This is a genomic window from Streptomyces broussonetiae (assembly GCF_009796285.1).
GTDB classification, from domain to species: Bacteria; Actinomycetota; Actinomycetes; order Streptomycetales; family Streptomycetaceae; genus Streptomyces; species Streptomyces broussonetiae.
In genome coordinates this window covers 4,019,529-4,039,277 of the sequence record NZ_CP047020.1, presented here as the reverse complement: position 1 = coordinate 4,039,277, position 19,749 = coordinate 4,019,529, and the positions used below count along the sequence as shown (strand labels likewise).

12 protein-coding genes are annotated in these 19,749 nt (G+C 70.3%); 6 read left to right on the top strand and 6 right to left on the bottom strand.

The features are described 5' to 3' along the window. Positions 1-12 precede the first annotated feature (12 nt). On the bottom strand, positions 13-1,188 hold the full coding sequence (locus GQF42_RS18660) for a winged helix-turn-helix domain-containing protein (RefSeq protein WP_158921388.1): 1,176 nt from the start codon (positions 1,186-1,188) through the stop codon (positions 13-15). Positions 1,189-1,251: 63 nt separating this feature from the next. Further along, positions 1,252-1,821, bottom strand: a complete 570-nt coding sequence (locus tag GQF42_RS18655; RefSeq protein ID WP_158921386.1) for a GNAT family N-acetyltransferase — start codon at positions 1,819-1,821, stop codon at positions 1,252-1,254. Between the two features lie 254 nt (positions 1,822-2,075). Here GQF42_RS18655 and secA point away from each other — a divergent pair, with 254 nt between their 5' ends. After that, entirely contained in the window at positions 2,076-4,886 is a 2,811-nt protein-coding gene (secA, locus tag GQF42_RS18650; RefSeq protein WP_158921384.1) for a preprotein translocase subunit SecA, read from the top strand. 115 nt (positions 4,887-5,001) lie between these two features. Here the strand turns inward: secA and GQF42_RS18645 are convergent, their stop codons facing one another. Further along, positions 5,002-5,520 carry an Rv3235 family protein gene (locus GQF42_RS18645; RefSeq protein ID WP_158921382.1) on the bottom strand — a complete coding sequence of 173 codons (519 nt, stop codon included), beginning with the start codon at positions 5,518-5,520 and terminating at the stop codon, positions 5,002-5,004. Between the two features lie 292 nt (positions 5,521-5,812). Here GQF42_RS18645 and GQF42_RS18640 point away from each other — a divergent pair, with 292 nt between their 5' ends. Then, entirely contained in the window at positions 5,813-6,325 is a 513-nt protein-coding gene (locus GQF42_RS18640) for a DUF6912 family protein (protein WP_158921380.1), read from the top strand. 58 nt (positions 6,326-6,383) lie between these two features. Beyond that, entirely contained in the window at positions 6,384-7,052 is a 669-nt protein-coding gene (locus GQF42_RS18635) for an HAD family hydrolase (protein ID WP_158921378.1), read from the top strand. Positions 7,053-7,217: 165 nt separating this feature from the next. On the opposite strand, the gene GQF42_RS18630 is transcribed toward GQF42_RS18635, so the two are convergent. Next, a complete protein-coding gene (locus GQF42_RS18630; RefSeq protein WP_158921376.1) occupies positions 7,218-7,784 on the bottom strand; it encodes a DJ-1/PfpI family protein in 567 nt (188 codons plus the stop codon). A gap of 670 nt (positions 7,785-8,454) precedes the next feature. On the opposite strand from GQF42_RS18630, the gene GQF42_RS18625 reads away from it, so the two are divergent. The 3 genes from GQF42_RS18625 to GQF42_RS18615 all read left to right on the top strand — a co-directional run bounded on the left by GQF42_RS18625 (position 8,455) and on the right by GQF42_RS18615 (position 15,524). After that, positions 8,455-13,392: an NAD-glutamate dehydrogenase gene (locus GQF42_RS18625; RefSeq protein WP_158921374.1), complete on the top strand. Its 4,938-nt coding sequence runs from the start codon at positions 8,455-8,457 to the stop codon at positions 13,390-13,392. A 145-nt stretch (positions 13,393-13,537) separates the two neighbouring features. Further along, positions 13,538-14,023: a GtrA family protein gene (locus tag GQF42_RS18620; protein WP_158921372.1), complete on the top strand. Its 486-nt coding sequence runs from the start codon at positions 13,538-13,540 to the stop codon at positions 14,021-14,023. Then, entirely contained in the window at positions 14,004-15,524 is a 1,521-nt protein-coding gene (locus tag GQF42_RS18615; protein WP_407699498.1) for a hypothetical protein, read from the top strand. The genes GQF42_RS18620 and GQF42_RS18615 overlap by 20 nt, the downstream gene beginning before the upstream one ends. Positions 15,525-15,704: 180 nt before the next feature. Here GQF42_RS18615 and GQF42_RS18610 read toward each other — a convergent pair whose 3' ends face one another. Further along, positions 15,705-17,384, bottom strand: coding sequence for a glycosyltransferase family 2 protein (locus tag GQF42_RS18610; protein ID WP_158921368.1), 1,680 nt, complete (start codon positions 17,382-17,384; stop codon positions 15,705-15,707). Continuing rightward, positions 17,381-19,600 carry a CDP-glycerol glycerophosphotransferase family protein gene (locus GQF42_RS18605; RefSeq protein WP_158921366.1) on the bottom strand — a complete coding sequence of 740 codons (2,220 nt, stop codon included), beginning with the start codon at positions 19,598-19,600 and terminating at the stop codon, positions 17,381-17,383. The genes GQF42_RS18610 and GQF42_RS18605 overlap by 4 nt, the downstream gene beginning before the upstream one ends. Positions 19,601-19,749: the final 149 nt, after the last annotated feature.

Here is a 19,749-nt window from a genome sequence, read left to right as displayed (position 1 = left end):
GGATCGCCGGGGCTAGGCCAGGGCGCGGGCGAGTTCCCTCTCCAGGGGCTCGCGCCATTCGGGTGCGTCCACGCGCTCGACGCGGACGTCCGTGCAGTCCACCCAGTCGGCCGCCTCGAGCAGGGCCTGGGCGACCGCCGGGACCGCCTTCGCACCGTCCAGGGTGACCTGCTTGGCCACCAGCGTGCGGCCCTCGCGGGCAGGGTCCACGCGCCCGACCAGCCGGCCGCCCGCCAGGACCGGCATCGCGAAATAGCCGTACACCCGCTTGGGCCTGGGGACGTACGCCTCCAGGCGGTGGGAGAAGCCGAAGATCCGCTCCGTGCGCGCCCGTTCCCAGATCAGGGAGTCGAACGGCGACAGCAGCGTGGTCCGGTGCCGGCCGCGGGGCTCGGTCGCCAGGGCCGCGGGGTCGGCCCAGGCCGGCCTGCCCCAGCCCTCGACCTCGACCGGCACCAGCCCGCAGTCGGCGATCACCGCGTCGACCTGCTCGCCCTTGAGACGGTGGTAGTCGGCGATGTCCGCGCGCGTGCCCACGCCCAGGGACTCACCGGCCAGCCGGACCAGACGGCGCAGGCACTCGGTGTCGTCCAGCTCGTCGTGCAGCAGCGTGTCCGGGATCGCGCGCTCGGCGAGGTCGTACACGCGCTTCCAGCCGCGCCGCTGGACGCACACCACCTCGCCGTACATCAGCGCGCGCTCCACCGCGACCTTGGTGCCCGACCAGTCCCACCACTCGTTCGTCTTCTTCGCGCCGCCCAGCTCCGTGGAGGTCAGCGGGCCTTCCGCGCGCAGCTGCTTGAGGACCTGGTCGTAGGCGCCCTCGGGCAGTTCGTGGTTCCAGTGCGGGCGATGCCGGTAGGCGCGGCGGCGGAAGGCGAAGTGCGGCCACTCCTCGACCGGGAGGATGCATGCGGCGTGCGACCAGTACTCGAAGGCATGCGTGTCGTCCCAGTAGGCGGCCTCGACCGTCTTGCGGCCGACCGCGCCGAGCCGGGCGTAGGGCACCAGCTCATGGGAGCGGGCGAGGACCGAGATCGTGTCGAGCTGGATCGCGCCGAGGTGGCGCAGCACGCCTCTGACACCGGCCCGCCGGTCGGGCGCGCCGAGGAAGCCCTGGGCCCGCAGGGCGATACGGCGGGCGTCGTCCGCGGTGAGGATGGTGGTCGGGCGCGGAAGGGTCGTCATGGTCCGGACCCTAGAGGGTGCCACTGACAATCCGCCCTGAGCTGGGCATTCGCCCGCCTGCGGTCAGATGCGGGCAGGCAGGTACGGCGCCGTGGACGGCAGGCCCAGGTCAGAGGGGAGCAGGGAGCCGACCCAGCAGTCCCGGCGTACCCCTTTGTTGTTCACAGCGGAGCGCAGGGTGCCCTCGATGGTGAAGCCCGCGCGTTCGGCCACCGTGCGGGAGGGGTGGTTGCCGACCTCGGCGCGCCATTCGACCCGGTCGACGCCGACCTCGGTGAAGATCCACCGGCAGGCGGCGAGCGTGGCCTCGGTGACGTAGCCACGCCCGCGGTGCTGCACGGCCGCCCAGAAGCCGACCTCCGCCACGCCGAGCGAAAGCATGGTCAGAGAGAGCATGCCGGCGAGTTCCCCGTCCGGGAGGAAGATGCCGAAGGTGAACATCGAGCCCTGTGCCCAGCCGTCGGGGACCAGCTTCTGCGTGAAGCCGCTCGCGTGCTCGGGCAGATAGGGGGACGGTACGGTCGTCCAGCGCTGGATGCCGGGGTCCTGGGCGGCCTCGTACACGGCCTGGGTGTCCTTGGGACCGACGGCGCGCAGGACCAGGCGATCCGTGGTGAGTGTGACGGGTTCCATCGGCCGATTGTGCTCGGCGACCCGCGCGCGAGTCATCGATTTTCGCTGTGCGTGAGCGTGTGATCACAATTCGCGCAATTCCTCGCGTCGATGCGGCACTATCGCCCTGCCCCGTCCGTTGTCCAGGTTGAGGGCAGCCGTCGGGCCGCCAGGCCTCCCGGCCCAGCCGGGTCCTCGCATACGATGGCCGTTGCTCAGTACGTCAAATGGAAACCCGACCGTCCCAGGCCCGACCGGCAAGGAGACAAACCCCCGTGTCCGTCCTCTCGAAGATCATGCGTGCAGGCGAAGGCAAGATCCTGCGCAAGCTGCACCGCATCGCGGACCAGGTCAACTCCATCGAAGAGGACTTCGTCGACCTCTCCGACGCCGAGCTGCGGGCCCTCACCGATGAGTACAAGCAGCGGTACGCCGACGGTGAGAGCCTGGACGACCTGCTCCCCGAGGCGTTCGCCACCGTCCGCGAAGCCGCCAAGCGCGTGCTCGGTCAGCGGCACTACGACGTGCAGCTGATGGGTGGCGCCGCCCTCCACCTCGGCTACGTGGCCGAGATGAAGACCGGTGAGGGCAAGACCCTCGTCGGCACGCTGCCCGCGTATCTGAACGCCCTGTCCGGTGACGGCGTTCACCTCATCACGGTCAACGACTACCTGGCCGAGCGCGACTCCGAGATGATGGGCCGCGTCCACAAGTTCCTGGGCCTGAGCGTCGGCTGCATCCTCGCCAACATGTCGCCGGCCGAGCGTCGCGAGCAGTACGCGTGCGACATCACCTACGGCACGAACAACGAGTTCGGCTTCGACTACCTGCGCGACAACATGGCGTGGTCGCAGGACGAACTGGTGCAGCGCGGCCACAACTTCGCCATCGTCGACGAGGTCGACTCCATCCTGGTCGACGAGGCCCGTACCCCGTTGATCATCTCCGGCCCGGCCGACCAGGCCACGAAGTGGTACGGCGACTTCGCCAAGCTGGTGCTGCGCCTGAAGAAGGGCGAGGCGGGCAACCCGCTCAAGGGCATCGAGGAGACCGGCGACTACGACGTCGACGAGAAGAAGCGCACGGTCGCCATCCACGAGTCCGGCGTCTCCAAGGTCGAGGACTGGCTGGGCATCGACAACCTCTACGAGTCGGTGAACACCCCGCTCGTGGGCTACCTGAACAACGCCATCAAGGCGAAGGAACTGTTCAAGTGCGACAAGGACTACGTCGTCATCGACGGCGAAGTCATGATCGTTGACGAGCACACCGGCCGTATCCTCGCCGGCCGCCGCTACAACGAGGGCATGCACCAGGCGATCGAGGCGAAGGAAGGGGTGGACATCAAGGACGAGAACCAGACGCTCGCCACGATCACCCTGCAGAACTTCTTCCGCCTCTACGGCAAGCTCTCCGGCATGACCGGTACGGCGATGACCGAGGCCGCCGAGTTCCACCAGATCTACAAGCTCGGCGTGGTCCCGATCCCCACGAACAAGCCGATGGTTCGCAAGGACCAGTCGGACCTGATCTACCGCACTGAGGTCGCCAAGTTCGAGGCGGTCGTCGACGACATCGCCGAGAAGCACGAGAAGGGCCAGCCGATCCTGGTCGGCACCACCTCGGTCGAGAAGTCCGAGTACCTCTCGCAGCAGCTCTCCAAGCGGGGCATCCAGCACGAGGTGCTGAACGCCAAGCAGCACGACCGTGAGGCGACGATCGTCGCCCAGGCCGGCCGCAAGGGCGCGGTGACCGTGGCGACCAACATGGCCGGTCGTGGTACGGACATCAAGCTCGGCGGCAACCCCGACGACCTCGCCGAGGCCGAGCTGCGCCAGCGCGGCCTCGACCCCGAGGAGCACATCGAGGAATGGGCGGCGGCTCTGCCCGCCGCTCTGGAGAAGGCCGAGCGGGCGGTCAAGGCCGAGTTCGAGGAGGTCAAGGAACTCGGCGGTCTGTACGTCCTCGGCACCGAGCGGCACGAGTCGCGCCGTATCGACAACCAGCTGCGCGGTCGTTCCGGCCGTCAGGGCGACCCGGGCGAGTCCCGGTTCTACCTCTCCCTCGGCGACGACCTGATGCGCCTGTTCAAGGCCCAGATGGTCGAGCGCGTCATGTCGATGGCGAACGTGCCGGACGACGTGCCGATCGAGAACAAGATGGTCACGCGCGCGATCGCGTCCGCGCAGTCGCAGGTCGAGCAGCAGAACTTCGAGACCCGTAAGAACGTTCTGAAGTACGACGAGGTGCTCAACCGGCAGCGTGAGGTCATCTACGGCGAGCGCCGCCGCGTCCTGGAGGGCGAGGACCTGCACGAGCAGATCCAGCACTTCATGGACGACACGATCGACGCGTACGTCGGCGCGGAGACCGCCGAGGGCTTCCCGGAGGACTGGGACCTGGACCGGCTGTGGGGCGCCTTCAAGCAGCTCTACCCGGTGAAGGTCGACATCGAAGAGCTGGAGGAGGCCGCCGGCGACCGGGCCGGTCTGACGGCCGAGTTCATCTCCGAGTCCGTCAAGGAGGACATCCACGAGCAGTACGCGGCCCGGGAGGCGCAGCTCGGCTCCGAGATCATGCGCGAGCTGGAGCGTCGGGTCGTGCTGTCGGTCCTCGACCGCAAGTGGCGCGAGCACCTCTACGAGATGGACTACCTCCAGGAGGGCATCGGCCTGCGTGCGATGGCCCAGAAGGACCCGCTGGTCGAGTACCAGCGCGAGGGCTTCGACATGTTCACCGCGATGATGGAGGGCATCAAGGAGGAGTCCGTCGGCTATCTGTTCAACCTGGAGGTCCAGGTCGAGCAGCAGGTCGAGGAGGTCCCGGTCGAGGCTGCCGAGCCGGCCGTCGAGGGTGTCCAGGACACGGTGCCGGCGCAGGCCGGCGCGCGGCCGGAGATCCGGGCGAAGGGGCTCGACGTCCCGCAGCGCCGGGACATGCACTTCTCCGCGCCGACGGTGGACGGCGAGGGCGGCATCCTCGAGCGTGATCTGGAGGACGACGAGCCGGTGCGCTCCGAGTCGGACGGGCTGACCCGGGCCGAGCGGCGCCGGCAGGCCAAGGGCGGGCGGCGCCGCAAGAAGTAACGGCGCTCTGTGGCGCCTCAGCCGTTGAGAAGGGCCGGGTTCCTCGTGGAACCCGGCCCTTCTGTGCTGCCTGGGGTGTGGTGGCCCGTGGCTGCTTCGTTCCGTCGCCGGTGGTCTACGAGGCCGGCCGGGAGTGGGACGCGGCTTCGACCGCCGTACAGCGCCAGCGGAGGTCCTGGCCGAGTTCCAGGCGGAAGGCCAGAGCCCGCAGCTGGTTGCCGGCGGCGATGCGGGCGAAGACCTCCAGGGCGCCGTCGCGGGGGACGTAGTAGCCGATGTCGCGGACGACGGGGCGGGAGCCGCGGGCGCGCAGGGGACCGCGTTCGGCGAGACGGGCCAGGTCGTCGTAGGCGCGGCCTGCGGTGTGGCGGAGCATCCAGTGGACGGGGCGCTGACCGCTCAGGACGGCCAGGAGGCGGTCGGCGAAGAGATCGGTGGGGCGCAGCGGGGGTTCGGCGGCTTCCGGGGCCGTGCGGGGCGGGCGGGTGGTCCTGGTGGCCGTCGACGGCGTGTCGCGGGCGGTCCTGGTCGGGGGCTTGCGGGGTGGGGCGCCTTTCGGGCGGCGGGTGTCGTGGCGGGTCGGCGGGCGGTGGCGCGGGCGGGGCTGGGCGGTACGGCTCATGACCTTGTTCATGCGGTCCCCGTTCGGCGGGCCCGGTTTGATACCGGGCGGTAACTCGCTGGTGGGGATCTTGTACGGGGGTGGGGAGCCGGGTGGCAAGGGCGACGCCACGGGCCGGGGAGGGGCCGGAAAGTTCGCCTATCCGGGGGACTCGGAGGGCCACGAACCCCGGGATCGTGCGGGTGGACCGGGTGAATGCGTGGACCGATGTGGACGGCTTCGGGGGTGCGGGCAGGGACTCGAAAGGGGACGGGCGCACGTATCCTGAAGGCCCTCGAGGCTTTGATCAGGAAAGAGCGGCAGTATGCGCGTCTACGTCCCCCTGACCCTCACCGCTCTCGCCGAGGCGCACAGGACGGGTGAGGTGGGGAGTGGCCCCTTCGTCGCGTATGCCGTCACGCCCGCGCTGCGCGAGTGGTACCTCTCCGAGGACATCGAGGAGCTGGAGTACGCCGCGCTCAGCCGGGCCGCGCTGGCCTCGCTGCGACTGCTGACGGCCGATCCGGCCGCGGTACGGCGCCGGGTCGTGGTCGCCGTGGACGTGCCCGACGGTGCCGCGAGCGTCGATCCCGACCGTGGGCCGGACTCCTCCGCGCTGGGCGAGGTGACCGTGACGTCCACCGTGCCGCTCGCGAAGGCGGCCGCGGTGCATGTCGACGCCGATGACGCGGAGCAGGACGTGGCCGCGGCGGCGGACGCGCTCGTCGCGGCCGACGGCGGGGACGACGACGCCCAGTTCGTCGTGGACGGGGCGGACGACCACGAGCTGCTGTGGTACGCCACGCAGGAGATCCCCAACCTGGTCGGGCCCGCCTGACGCCTGCCACGGCCGCTGCCCGCCCCGATTGTCAGTGGCGGCGGGTACGGTTTTCGGCATGGGGATGCACGTAAGCGCGCACATCGTCTGGGACTGGAACGGCACGCTGTTCCACGACAATGACGCGATCATCGGGGCGACGAACGCGGCCTTCGCCGAGCTGGGGCTCGCGCCGATCACACTGGAGCAGTACCGGACGCTGTACTGCGTGCCGGTGCCGAAGTTCTACGAGCGGCTGCTCGGCCGGCTGCCGACCGATGCCGAGTGGGAGCTGATGGACGTGGTGTTCCATCGGCACTATGCCGAGCAGCGCGGACGGTGCGGGCTGACCGAGGGGGCGGCGGAACTGCTCATGGAATGGCGGACCGCGGGGCACAGCCAGTCGCTGCTGAGCATGTACGGGCATGAGGAGCTGGTCCCCCTGGTGCGGGGCTTCGGCATAGAGGCGCACTTCCTGCGGGTCGACGGGCGGACGGGGCCCTCCGGAGGCAGCAAGGCCGGGCACATGGTGCGGCATCTGGAAGCGCTGGGTGCGGGCGTGGAGCCGGCGCGGACCGTGGTGATCGGGGACGCGGCGGACGACGCGGTCGCGGCGAGCCAGGTGGGGGCCCGGGCCGTGCTGTACACCGGGGGGTCGCACAGCAGGGCCAGCCTGGAGGAAGCGGGGGTGCCGGTGGTGGACACGCTGGCCGACGCGGTGCGGGAAGCGCGCCGAATAGCGGCGTAGCAGCGGGGCGGGACGTCCCCGGCGGCCCGACCGCGCGCGGCCACGGAGGTGCTGGTGCCCATGGCCACGGAAGTGCCGGTGTCCGCGGCCACGCAGGTGCTGCTGTCCACGGCCCGCCGCACGGCCGGCCGCCCGGCCGCCCCGGCCGTCCAGGTGTCCGGTGTCCTACGCGGCCGGTGCGGTAGCCCTCAGCACCTTCAGGAACTCGCGCATCCAGGCCGGGTGGTCGGGCCAGGCCCGGGAGGAGACCAGGGTGCCGTCGACCACCGCTTCGGAGTCCTGGAAGCCCGCTCCGGCCGCCTGCATGTCCGGCTCGAGGGCGGGATACGCCGTGACCCGTCGGCCGCGCAGGGTGTCGATCGCCGCGGTGAGCAGGGGACCGTGGCAGATCTGGGCGACGGGCTTGTCGGCGTCGAAGAAGGCCTTGAGGATCTTGCGGAGTTCGGGATCGTTGCGCAGGTACTCGGGGGCCCGGCCGCCGGGGATGACGACGGCGGCGTACGCGCCGGGGTCGACGTCGGCGAAGGCCAGGTCGGCGGGCCAGGTGTAGCCGGGCTTCTCGGTGTACGTGTCGTAGCCGGGCTCGAAGTCATGGACGACGAAGCGTAGGGTCTTGCGGGAAGGGGCCGCGATGTGGACCTCGTAGCCTTCCTCGAGCAGGCGCTGATACGGGTAGAGGACTTCCAGGGACTCCGCTGCGTCGCCGGTGACGATCAGGATCTTCGTGGGCATGTCGGCTCCTCCGGGCAGGCAGGGTGCGCTTTCAGGTTGCGGTCGGGGATCTCGCGGCGCGACCCGACAGATCTGACAGACCTCATGGACCGGGCCAGATCCGGCAGACCTGACACCTACCCGGACAGGCCCCCGCCTACCCGGAGTAGCGCCACGCGGACTCGGCGCACACCCGCAGGGCCCCCGCCCCGCCGACAGCCGGAACCGGCTCTGGCCGGATACGTCATGCACCCCCGTCCCGCCCCTGTGCAGAACGTCAAACTTCACCCCCCTGTTTTGTACACATACGGCTCATGACGGGCCCCGGGTGAGGAGCGATAGCCTTGTGGCGTGATCAGCGCGATATCTCGCGGGGACGATCGTGTCCCTGCCCTGCGCCCGGGTTGCACGGAACACCTCCGTGACCGGGCGGCGGTCGCTGGTCTTCGCGGGCGGGACGGGGCCGAAGGGGCTCCGGGGACGCCGAGAGCAGCCCGGGACACGGCGATGCCGAGAGCAGCGTCACATCCGGCGGGTGCATCGAAAATGGCTGAATTCCCCCCGCTCATCTCACCTCGCGGCATAGCGTCTAAGCGGCCCGGAAACCCCGGGCCGTGGCGTCGAGCCGGAGGGAAAGAGACCGTATTTCCTTCTACGTCACGCAACGGCGCGCGACAGGAGCCAGAGGACAATGCAGACCAAGCTGGACGAAGCCAAGGCCGAGTTGCTCGAGAGGGCCGCCCGGGTAGCTGAGAACAGCCCGGTCGGGGGGCACCTACCGACCGGGACCGCGGGCGAGGGCTCCCCGGACATCCCGGACAGTGAGTCCGTGCTCGCGTTCCTCCAGCGCTACTACCTGCACACCGCCCCGGAAGACCTCGCCGACCGCGACCCGGTCGACGTCTTCGGTGCCGCGGTCTCGCACTACCGCCTCGCCGAGAACCGCCCGCAGGGCACGGCGAACGTCCGGGTCCACACCCCGACCGTGGAAGAGAACGGGTGGACCTGCAGCCACACCGTCGTGGAAGTCGTCACCGACGACATGCCCTTCCTGGTCGACTCCGTCACCAACGAGCTGACGCGGCAGGGCCGGGGCATCCACGTCGTCATCCACCCGCAGATCGTCGTGCGGCGCGATGTCACCGGCAAGCTGATCGAGGTCCTGCCGGTTTCGCCCGGCGGTGGCCTCCCGCACGACGCGCACTTCGAGTCGTGGATCCACGTGGAGATCGACCGGGAGACCGACCGCGCCGACCTCAAGCAGATCACCGCCGATCTGCTGCGCGTCCTGTCCGACGTCCGTGAGGCCGTCGAGGACTGGGAGAAGATGCGCGCCACGGCGACCCGGGTCGCCGACGAGCTGCCGAGCGAGCCCGCCCCGGGCGACCTGGCCAAGGCCGACGTCGAAGAGGCCCGCGAGCTGCTGCGCTGGCTGTCGGACGACCACTTCACCTTCCTTGGCTTCCGCGAGTACCAGCTGCGCGACGACGACACGCTCGCCGCCGTGCCCGGCACCGGCCTCGGCATCCTGCGCTCCGACCCGCAGCACGCCAAGGACGACCAGCACCCGGTCAGCCCCTCCTTCGAGCGGCTGCCGGCGGACGCCCGCGCCAAGGCCCGTGAGCACAAGCTGCTGGTGCTGACCAAGGCGAACAGCCGGGCCACCGTGCACCGGCCGTCGTACCTCGACTACGTCGGCGTCAAGAAGTTCGACGCGGACGGGAACGTCGTCGGCGAGCGCCGCTTCCTCGGACTGTTCTCCTCCGCCGCGTACACCGAGTCGGTGCGCCGCGTCCCGGTCATCCGCCGCAAGGTCGACGAGGTGCTGCGCCGGGCCGGCTTCTCGCCCAACAGCCACGACGGCCGTGACCTGCTGCAGATCCTGGAGACCTACCCGCGCGACGAGCTGTTCCAGACGCCCGCCGCCGAACTGCAGACCATCGCCACGAGCGTGCTCTACCTGCAGGAGCGCCGTCGGCTGCGGCTGTACCTGCGCCAGGACGAGTACGGGCGCTACTACTCGGCGCTCGTCTACCTCCCGCGCGACCGCTACACCACCGGCGTCCGGCTGCGGATCATCGACATCCTGAAGGAGGAGCTGGGCGGCGGCAGCGTCGACTTCACCGCCTGGAACACCGAGTCGATCCTGTCCCGGCTGCACTTCGTCGTCCGCGTCGCGCCGGGCACCGTGCTGCCCGAGCTGTCGGACTCCGACAAGGAGCGCATCGAGGCCCGCCTGGTCGAGGCCGCCCGCTCCTGGGCCGACGCGTTCGCCGAGGCGCTGACCGCCGAGTGCGGCGAGGAGCACGCGGCCGAGGTGCTGCGCCGTTACGGCCACGCCTTCCCCGAGGGCTACAAGGCCGACCACACCCCGCGCGCCGCGGTCGCCGACCTGGTCCACCTCGAGCAGCTCAGCGAGGACAAGACCTTCAGCCTGAGCCTGTACGAGCCGGTGGGCGCGGGTCCCCAGGAGCGCAGGTTCAAGATCTACCAGAAGGGCGGCTCGGTCTCCCTCTCGCAGGTGCTGCCGGTGCTCAGCCGCCTCGGCGTCGAGGTCACCGACGAGCGGCCGTACGAGCTGCGCTGCTCGGACCGCACCACCGCCTGGGTCTACGACTTCGGTCTGCGCGTGCCGACGGCGGTCGGTGGTGTGGAGCACCTCGGCGACGACGCCCGTGAGCGCTTCCAGGAGGCCTTCGCCGCCACCTGGACCGGCAAGGCGGAGAACGACGGCTTCAACTCCCTGGTGCTGAGCGCCGGGCTGTCCTGGCGGCAGGCGATGGTCCTGCGCGCCTACGCCAAGTACCTGCGCCAGGCCGGCTCGACCTTCTCGCAGGACTACATGGAGGACACCCTCCGTAACAACGTCCACACCACCCGCCTGCTCGTCTCGCTGTTCGAGGCGCGGATGTCCCCGGACCGGCAGAAGGCCGGCCTCGAGATCACCGACGCCTTGCTGGAGGAGCTGGACGCGGCCCTGGACCAGGTGGCCAGCCTGGACGAGGACCGGATCCTCAGGTCCTTCCTGACCGTGATCAAGGCGACCCTGCGCACGAACTTCTTCCAGCAGACCGCCGACGGCGCGCCGCACGACTACGTCTCCATGAAGTTCGACCCGCAGGCCATCCCGGATCTGCCCGCGCCGCGCCCGGCGTACGAGATCTGGGTGTACTCGCCGCGCGTGGAGGGCGTGCACCTGCGCTTCGGCAAGGTCGCGCGCGGTGGCCTGCGCTGGTCCGACCGGCGTGAGGACTTCCGCACCGAGATCCTCGGCCTGGTCAAGGCGCAGATGGTGAAGAACACCGTCATCGTGCCGGTCGGCGCCAAGGGCGGCTTCGTCGCCAAGCAGCTGCCGGACCCGGGCGTGGACCGCGACGCCTGGCTGGCCGAGGGCATCGCCAGCTACAAGACGTTCATCTCGGCGCTGCTCGACATCACGGACAACATGGTCGCCGGCGAGGTCGTGCCCCCGCAGGACGTGGTCCGGCACGACGGCGACGACACCTACCTGGTGGTCGCCGCCGACAAGGGCACCGCGACCTTCTCCGACATCGCCAACGGGGTCGCCGAGAAGTACAACTTCTGGCTGGGCGACGCCTTCGCCTCCGGCGGCAGCGCGGGCTACGACCACAAGGGCATGGGCATCACCGCGCGCGGTGCCTGGGAGTCCGTCAAGCGGCACTTCCGTGAGCTGGGCGTGGACACGCAGAGCGAGGACTTCACGGTCGTCGGCATCGGTGACATGTCCGGTGACGTCTTCGGCAACGGCATGCTGCTCTCCGAGCACATCCGTCTGGTCGCCGCCTTCGACCACCGGCACATCTTCATCGACCCCACCCCGGACGCGGAGACGTCGTACGCCGAGCGCCGCCGTCTGTTCGAGCTGCCCCGCTCCTCCTGGGCGGACTACAACACCGAGCTGCTGTCGGCGGGCGGCGGGATCTTCCCGCGCAGCGCCAAGTCGATCCCGGTCAACGCCCACATCCGCGAGGCCCTCGGCATCGAGGACAAGGTCACCAAGATGACCCCGGCCGACCTGATGAAGACGATCCTGCACGCGCCGGTGGACCTGCTGTGGAACGGCGGCATCGGCACGTACGTGAAGTCCTCGGCGGAGTCCAACGCCGATGTCGGCGACAAGGCCAACGACGCCATCCGCGTCGACGGCAAGGACCTGCGCGTCAAGGTCGTCGGCGAGGGCGGCAACCTGGGCCTGACCCAGCTCGGCCGGATCGAGTTCGCCCTGCACGGCGGCAAGATCAACACCGACGCGATCGACAACAGCGCCGGCGTGGACACCTCCGACCACGAGGTGAACATCAAGATCCTGCTCAACGGCCTGGTCGCGGACGGCGACATGACCGTCAAGCAGCGCAACAAGCTGCTCGCCGAGATGACCGACGAGGTCGGCGCGCTGGTCCTGCGCAACAACTACGCGCAGAACACCGCCCTGGCCAACGCCCTGTTCCAGGCGAACGCCATGCTCCACGCCCAGCAGCGGTTCCTGCGCCACCTGGTGCGCGAGGGGCATCTGGACCGGGCGCTTGAGTTCCTGCCGACCGACCGGCAGATCCGCGAGCGCATCTCCCAGAGTCAGGGCCTGACCAGTCCGGAGACGGCCGTCGTCCTGGCGTACACGAAGATCACCGTCGCCGAGGAGCTGCTGCAGACCTCGCTGCCGGACGACCCGTACCTGCGCAGCCTGCTGCACGCGTACTTCCCGACGGCCCTGCGTGAACGGTTCGCCGACGCGATCGACAACCACCCGCTGCGCCGCGAGATCACCATGACCGTGCTGGTCAACGACACGGTCAACACGGGCGGTACGACGTATCTGCACCGGCTGCGCGAGGAGACCGGTGCCTCCCTGGAGGAGATCGTCCGGGCGCAGACCGCGGCCCGCACGATCTTCTGCTCGGCGCCGGTGTGGGATGCGGTGGAGGCTCTGGACAACCGGGTCGACGCGGCTGTCCAGACCCGGATCCGCCTGCACTCGCGCCGGCTGGTCGAGCGCGGCACGCGCTGGCTGCTGAACAACCGGCCGCAGCCGCTGCAGCTCGCCGAGACGGTCGAGTTCTTCGCCGAGCGGGTCGAGCGGGTCTGGCAGGAGCTGCCCAAGCTGCTGCGCGGCGCGGACCTGGAGTGGTACCAGCACGTGTACGAGGAGCTGTCCGAGTCCGGCGTCCCGGACGAACTCGCCTCGCGCGTGTCCGGTTTCTCCTCCGCCTTCCCGGCGCTCGACATCGTGTCGGTGGCCGACCGGACGGGCAAGGAGCCGCTCGACGTCGCCGAGGTCTACTACGACCTCGCCGACCGGCTCAGCATCACGCAGCTGATGGACCGCATCAGCGACCTGCCCCGCAACGACCGCTGGCAGTCCATGGCCCGCGCCTCCATCCGCGAGGACCTGTACGCGGCGCATGCGGCGCTCACCTCGGACGTGCTCGCGGCCGGCAACGGCACCTCGACGCCGGAGCAGCGGTTCAAGGCCTGGGAGCAGAAGAACGCCGCGATCCTGAGCCGGGCACGCACCACCCTGGAGGAGATCCGCAGCTCGGACTCCTTCGACCTCGCCAACCTGTCGGTGGCGATGCGTACGATGCGGACGCTGCTGCGCACGCATTCGTAGGCACCGCACGGCAGTCGCGGCACCCAGGACGCCCCGGGCACACAACGACCCGGGGCGTCTCGTTTCTTGCCGGTCCTTAGGAAAAAAATGTGAGTTGAATTTACCGCTTCCTGCTAATCGATGGGTTTCGGATAGGGTCGGGCGCGTGACACTGAACCTCGAGGCCCGCCCGGCACCCCCGGCACCCGCGCCGGCACCGGCGCCGGCGTCCGGGCCCGTCACGCGTGTCGTGCTGGAGATCGTGAAGTTCGGGGTCGTCGGGGGCAGCGGTGTCCTGGTCAACTTCCTGATCTTCAACCTGCTGCTGCGTGGCCTGGGCTGGCAGGCGATGACCGCGACGGTCCTGGCCAGCGGAATCGCGATGGCGACCAACTACGTGGGCTTCCGCTTCTTCGCCTACCGTGACCGGGCCTCGCGCACCCGCAGCCGGATCATGCTGTTCTTCGCCTTCAGCGGTCTCGGTGTCGTCATGGAAATCGGCCTGTTCTGGCTCGGTTACCACGGGCTCGGCCTGCACAGCGTCATCGAGTCGAATGCGGCGAAGGCACTGTCCATCGTGCTCGCCTCCACTTTCCGTTTTGTCGTCTACCGCACTTGGGTGTTCCAGCAGGATGCAGACCGCACCATCTGACACCGAGTCCGTGAGCCACACGGAGCCGTCACCCACCACCGCCCGAGCCGGGCGGGCGCTGCCGCAGGCCGCGGCCGCGCTCGTCGTGGTGCTGGTGCTCCTCGTGATCGTCCGTCTGCCGTGGGCGGGCGACCTCGGCATTCACGCGGCCACCATCCAGCGCCTGAGCCACAACCTGCTGCATCCCGGCGACCCCCTGGTCGACGCGGACACGCCGAGCCCGTACTACTCGCCGTGGATGCTGGTGCTCGGCTGCCTCGCCAAGCTCACCGGCCTGTCGGTGTTCGTGGTCCTGCGCATCGCCGCGTTCGTCGGCCTCGGCCTGCTGGTCACGGGTGTCTGGCGGTACGTCCGCACGCTCAGCGCCCATCGCGCGGCACCCGCCCTCGCACTGCTGAGCCTGCTCCTGCTCTGGGGTCCGGTGCTGTTCAACTGGTCCGGCTTCCTGGGCCTGAACTCGCTGGCGCTGACGGTGTCGTACCCGAGCGTGTTCGCGCTCGGCCTCGCGTTCCACTTCTGGGCGTGGCTCACGCGCGCGCTGCGCGAGCCCGAGCCGGCCGCGTGGGCGACGTGGTCGGCGCTGGGGCTGCTCTGGGCCCTGGTCCTGCTCTGCCACCAGTTCACGGGCGTCGTGTCGTCCCTGGGGGCGCTGGCGATGGTGATCGCGGCCCGGCCGACCCGTGCGGTGCTGCTGCGCCTGGGCGCCGCGCTCGCGCTGGGCATGCTGCTGCTGGGGCTGTGGCCGTACTACGACTTCTTCTCGCTGTTCTCCGCGGGCGCGAATCTGGAGGCCATACACAAGCCGCTCTACGAGCAGCTGGCCGGGCACTTCGGGTTCGTGCTGCTGGGCGTGGCGGCGCTGGTGCTCCGCTTCCGCCGCGACCGCTGGGATCCGCTGGTCCTGTTCTTCGCCCTGGGCGCGCTGATGTTCGCCGCGGGCGGTCTGAGCGGCCACTACTCCTGGGGCCGTGCCCTGCCGGCCGCGCTCGTCCCGGCCCAGCTCGCGGCCGCGCTCGAGGCCGTGACGGCGGGGCGGCGGGCGTGGGCGAGGACGGGCTGGGCGTGCGTGCTCGGCGTCGCACTGGCCGCGGGGGCGTGGACGCAGGCCGGGACACTCGGCTATGTGATCCCCAAGAGTGCGCTGCCGGCGGCCGTCGCGGACAAGTACGACACGCCGTGGGTGGGGTACCACTGGATGACCCCGTGGGTGAAGTACGGGGACGTGGTGATGGCCCGGACGTCCCCGGCGCGGCAGATCCCCGCGTACGGCGCGTACACCGTGGCTCCTGGATACCCCGACTTCTTCCTGCCGGACGAGGCGAAGAGGGACGCGGCGGTGGTGCGGTACTTCGACGCGGGGACGTCCGCCGCCGAACGGCGGGGGATCCTGCGGGAGTACAAGGTGCAGTGGGTCGTGGGCTCGCGGAGCCTGGCCGGCCCGGGCCTGCGGAAGGTGACCACGGGCCCCGACCACCAGGTCCTGTACCGGGTGGTGCGCTGAGCCGACGGCGCCGCACCGGCACAACGCACCACAAGGCCGCGCCATCACGACGAAGCAGCGCCATCACAACAGAAAACAGCGCCATCACGACGACGAAGGGGCGCGGGGAACTGCGCGAGGGCCACGACGGCCCCGCAGTTCCCCGCGCCCCTTCGTCGTACGACGGCGCGGACCGACCGACTACTTCAGCACGCTCGACAGGAGCTTCGCGGCCTTGCGGATCTTCGGGCGGGCCACCTTGCGGATCACCGGGCGGATCACCTTGGCCGTGACCCCCACCGGACGCCAGCGGATCTGCAGGCGGCCGGGGTTGCGGACCTCCGGCTCGATCGTGACGTCGTGCGGGGTCGCGCCGGAGCGGTAGTCGACGCGGGCGGTGACCGCCGGGAAGTCCAGCGGGGCCAGCAGAACGCCCGAGTGGGCCAGGCCCTGCTGCTGGAGGCGGATCTGGGGGTGCCGGATGCCCTCGAAGCCCTGGAGGGGGAGCGGGGCGGCCGACAGGTCGAGCTTCACCGTGCCCTCGAAGAGGCCGGGGCTGATCGGGTCCAGGCGGAACGGGACCGTCATCCGGCGGTTGCCGGGCGACAGGAGCAGGCTGGCGCGCTGCGGGCCCACCGGGAGGCGCAGGCCCGGGTCGTACGTACGGATCGAGAGCGTCAGCGTCGCGCCCCGGCCCCGCTCCAGCTCGGTGATCTCGTGGCGGAACTGCGCGCTCGGGAACGGGCGCGTGTCCAGCTCCAGGTCGGACAGGTCCAGCTCGCGGCGGGCGCGGTCCGTGGCGGGGACCTCGTCGCCCCAGTACGGCACACCCGAGGCGTCCGCCGTCACATGGCGCGGTGCCACCTTGTCGCCGAGCCCGCGCGAGGCGAGCTGGGCGTCGGTCAGGCGGCCGTCGCGCAGCAGCTCCAGCACCACCCGCTCCGGACGCGGCAGCCGGGCGTACGCGCCGTCGGCCAGCGTGTCCAGGTACGGGTTCATGATCTCGGCGAAGGCGCGCATCCACTCGTCGTCGCGGAAGGGCAGGTCACCGGCGTACATGCGGAAGTCGTGCTTGAGGAACTTGAAGTCCTTGTCCTCGCGCAGCCCCGCGTGCCCGCTCTCCACCAGGAAGTCGTCGATCATGCGCTGGACGTTGACCCGGTCCTGCACATTCTGGACCTTGTGCCGCTGGTTGGAGATGGACGCCGAGGCCGCCGCCGCGTACGGGTCGATGTACCAGACGTACACCGGGTCCGGGATGATCGTGAACGCCCTCGCCAGGCAGTAGGCCTGGGCCGAGAAGAGCTGGTCCTCGTAGTGGATGCCCTCGGGGAAGCGCAGGTCGTGCCGGTCCAGGAAGGAGCGGGCGTACATCTTGCTCGTCGACAGGTGCTCGAACAGCAGCCGCGGGTCCGCCTCGATGCCCTCGACCGTGCGCTTCTCGGCCACCACGTGCGGCATCCAGGTCGAGCGCTTGCCGTTGTCCACCCGCACCCGCCGGACCGCGCCCATGGTGAAGTCCACCTCGCGCTCGCGGTGCGCGGCGAGCAGCAACTCGACGGCGTTCGCCGGGAGTTCGTCATCGCTGTCGAGGAACATCAGATACGGCGCCCGGGCGATGTCGATGGCCCGGTTGCGCGGGGCGCTGCAGCCGCCGCTGTTCTCCGGCAGGCGGAGATAGCGGACGCGCTCGTCCTGCGCCTCCAGCCGGCGCGCCACGGCGGGCGTGTCGTCGGTGGAGTGGTCGTCACTGATGATGATCTCGATGTTCGCGTGCGTCTGCGCGCGCAGCGACGCAACCGCCCGGGGCAGGCGCTCCGCGTCGTTGAAGACGATGACCGTGACCGTGACGTCAGGGGTCGAGGTCGAGGTCGTGGTCATGCCGAGGCCTCCTCGGGGGTCGGGGCGGGGGTGCGTTCCTCGAGCGGGAGCACCGGGGGCAGGGACTCCTCCGGCTCGCCCAGGAACACCCGGCGTACGACCCGTTCGGCGGCGCGCCCGTCGTCGTACTCGCAGAACCGGCGGCGGAACGCGGCTCGTGCCTTCGCCGCGCTCTCGTTTCGCCAGGCACCGGAGACGAAGATCTCCGTCAGTTCTTCCTGGGTGCGCGCGACCTGGCCGGGGTGCTCTTCCATCAGGTCGAAGTAGACGCCCCGGGTGGTCCGGTACGTCTCCCAGTCGTCGGCGTAGACGACGATCGGCCGGTCCAGGTTGGCGTAGTCGAACATGATCGACGAGTAGTCCGTGACCAGCGCGTCGGCGGCCAGGCACAGCTCCTCGACGGGGTCGTAGGAGGAGACGTCGATGATCCGCCCGGAGCGGCGCAGGCCGGTGAGCGGGGAGGCGGCGCCGCCGTAGAAGTAGTGGGCGCGCACCAGCAGGACGGTGTCCTCGCCGAGCCGGTCGGCGAGTTCGGCGAGGTCCAGGCGCGGGGTGAAGCCGGCCTCGTAGTCGCGGTGGGTCGGGGCGTACAGCACGGCCTTCTTGCCGGGGGCGATGCCGAGACGCTCGCGGGCTGCGCGGACGTCGTCGGCCGTGGCCGTGTAGAAGACGTCGTTGCGCGGATAGCCGTAGTCCAGCGAGGTGAAGCGGGCCGGGTAGGCGCGCTCCCACATGCGGGTGGAGTGGCTGTTGGCGCTGACGCTGTAGTCCCACTTGTCGATACGGCCCAGCAGGGCGTCGAAGTCCAGGCCCTTGGCGGCGGCCGGGTGCTCCATCTGGTCCAGGCCCATGCGCTTGAGCGGGGTGCCGTGATGGGTCTGCAGATGGATCGCGTCCGGGCGCTTGACCACCGCGTTGGGGAAGTTGACGTTGTTCACCAGGTACTTGGCGGTCGCCATGGTCTCCCAGTAGCGGCGGGTGCCGGGGATGACGTAGTCGGTGCCGGGCGGCAGCAGGGCCTCGTTGCTCTTCGACACCACCCACACCGGGTGGATGTGCGGGGCCAGTTCGGCCATCTTGGCGGCGATCGCGGCCGGGTTGCAGGCCACGCCGCGCTCCCAGTAGGCGGCGAACACGGCCAGGTGCGGGTTGACCGGACGGCTCAGCGCGCGCTGGTACTGCTGGTCGCGCAGCTTGGCGCCCAGCTCCTTCTTCCGGCTCTTGACGGCCTTCTTGGCGGCGCGGCGGGTGCGGTTGGCGGCCTGGAACGCGCGGTACTTGGTGTACGCGCCCTCCTCCAGCAGCGCGTGCCGTACGCCCTCCACGCCCGCCGGGCGCTCGTGGTGCTCGGGGCGCCAGCGGACCGCGGCGAGGGAGGCGCGGCGGAAGAACTCGCGGGCGACCGCGTCGGGCAGGTTCTCGCCGGCGAAGGTGCGCACCAGGTCGCGCATCATCAGGTCGTACAGCACCGCACGGGCGGCGCGGCGGTTCCCGGTGAGCGGGAGCAGCGACTCGTAGCGGTCGATGAGCGCGAAGCGGTCCTCGGGGTCGAGCGGCGGCAGGCTCTCGGGGCGCAGCTCGCGGCTCTCGTACGCCGCCTGGTTCAGGCAGGCGACGCGGTCGGCGTGCAGCAGGGCCGCGTGGGCGGCGTACGGCTCGTCGCCGTGGGTGAGCTGCTCCTCGTGCGCCCGCCAGAAGTCGGCACGCAGCGCGCGGTTGCCGAGGATCGGGGTGAGACGCACCAGGTCGGCGGCCTCGTTCAGGGCGACGCCCTCGCGGCCGACGGCGGCGAGGAGGCGGCCGTCGCGGGAGGCCCGGGCGGCGGTCTGCCAGGTGGTGACGACATGGTCGAAGAGGAGTACGTCGACAACGGCGCCGGGCTCGGCACCGGCCTCGGCGTCGAGTTCGGCGGTGCGCTCGGCGATCAGGCGCGGGGCACCGGCCGGCAGGCTGTCCTTGGCGTGCACGAAGTGCAGCCAGCGGCCGGTGGCACGGGCGGCGCCGGCCGCGCGGGCCGCCGGGTCATCGGTGCCCTCCGGCAGGGGGACGACGATCGTCTCGGGGGCGTGGCCCTCAGCCGTCTCCCGCGCCCAGTCGCCGACCGCGGCGACGATGATCTCGGCGTCGAGCAGGGGGTGGGCTTCCACGGAGTCCAGCAGCTCTGTCAGATGCCCCTGTGCGTTCGGTCCGTAGACGATGACGCTGAGTTGGGGCATCGCAGGGGACTCCTTTGGGTCAAGGGTTGGCCAATCTTCATAACATACTGTCACGAAGTGTATGAAAAGGATAACCGAGATGAAGTAAGAGGGCGGCCAGGGCGGGGCCCCAGAGAGGAAGACGAGCTTCCGTGGCCTGGGGTTTCGGC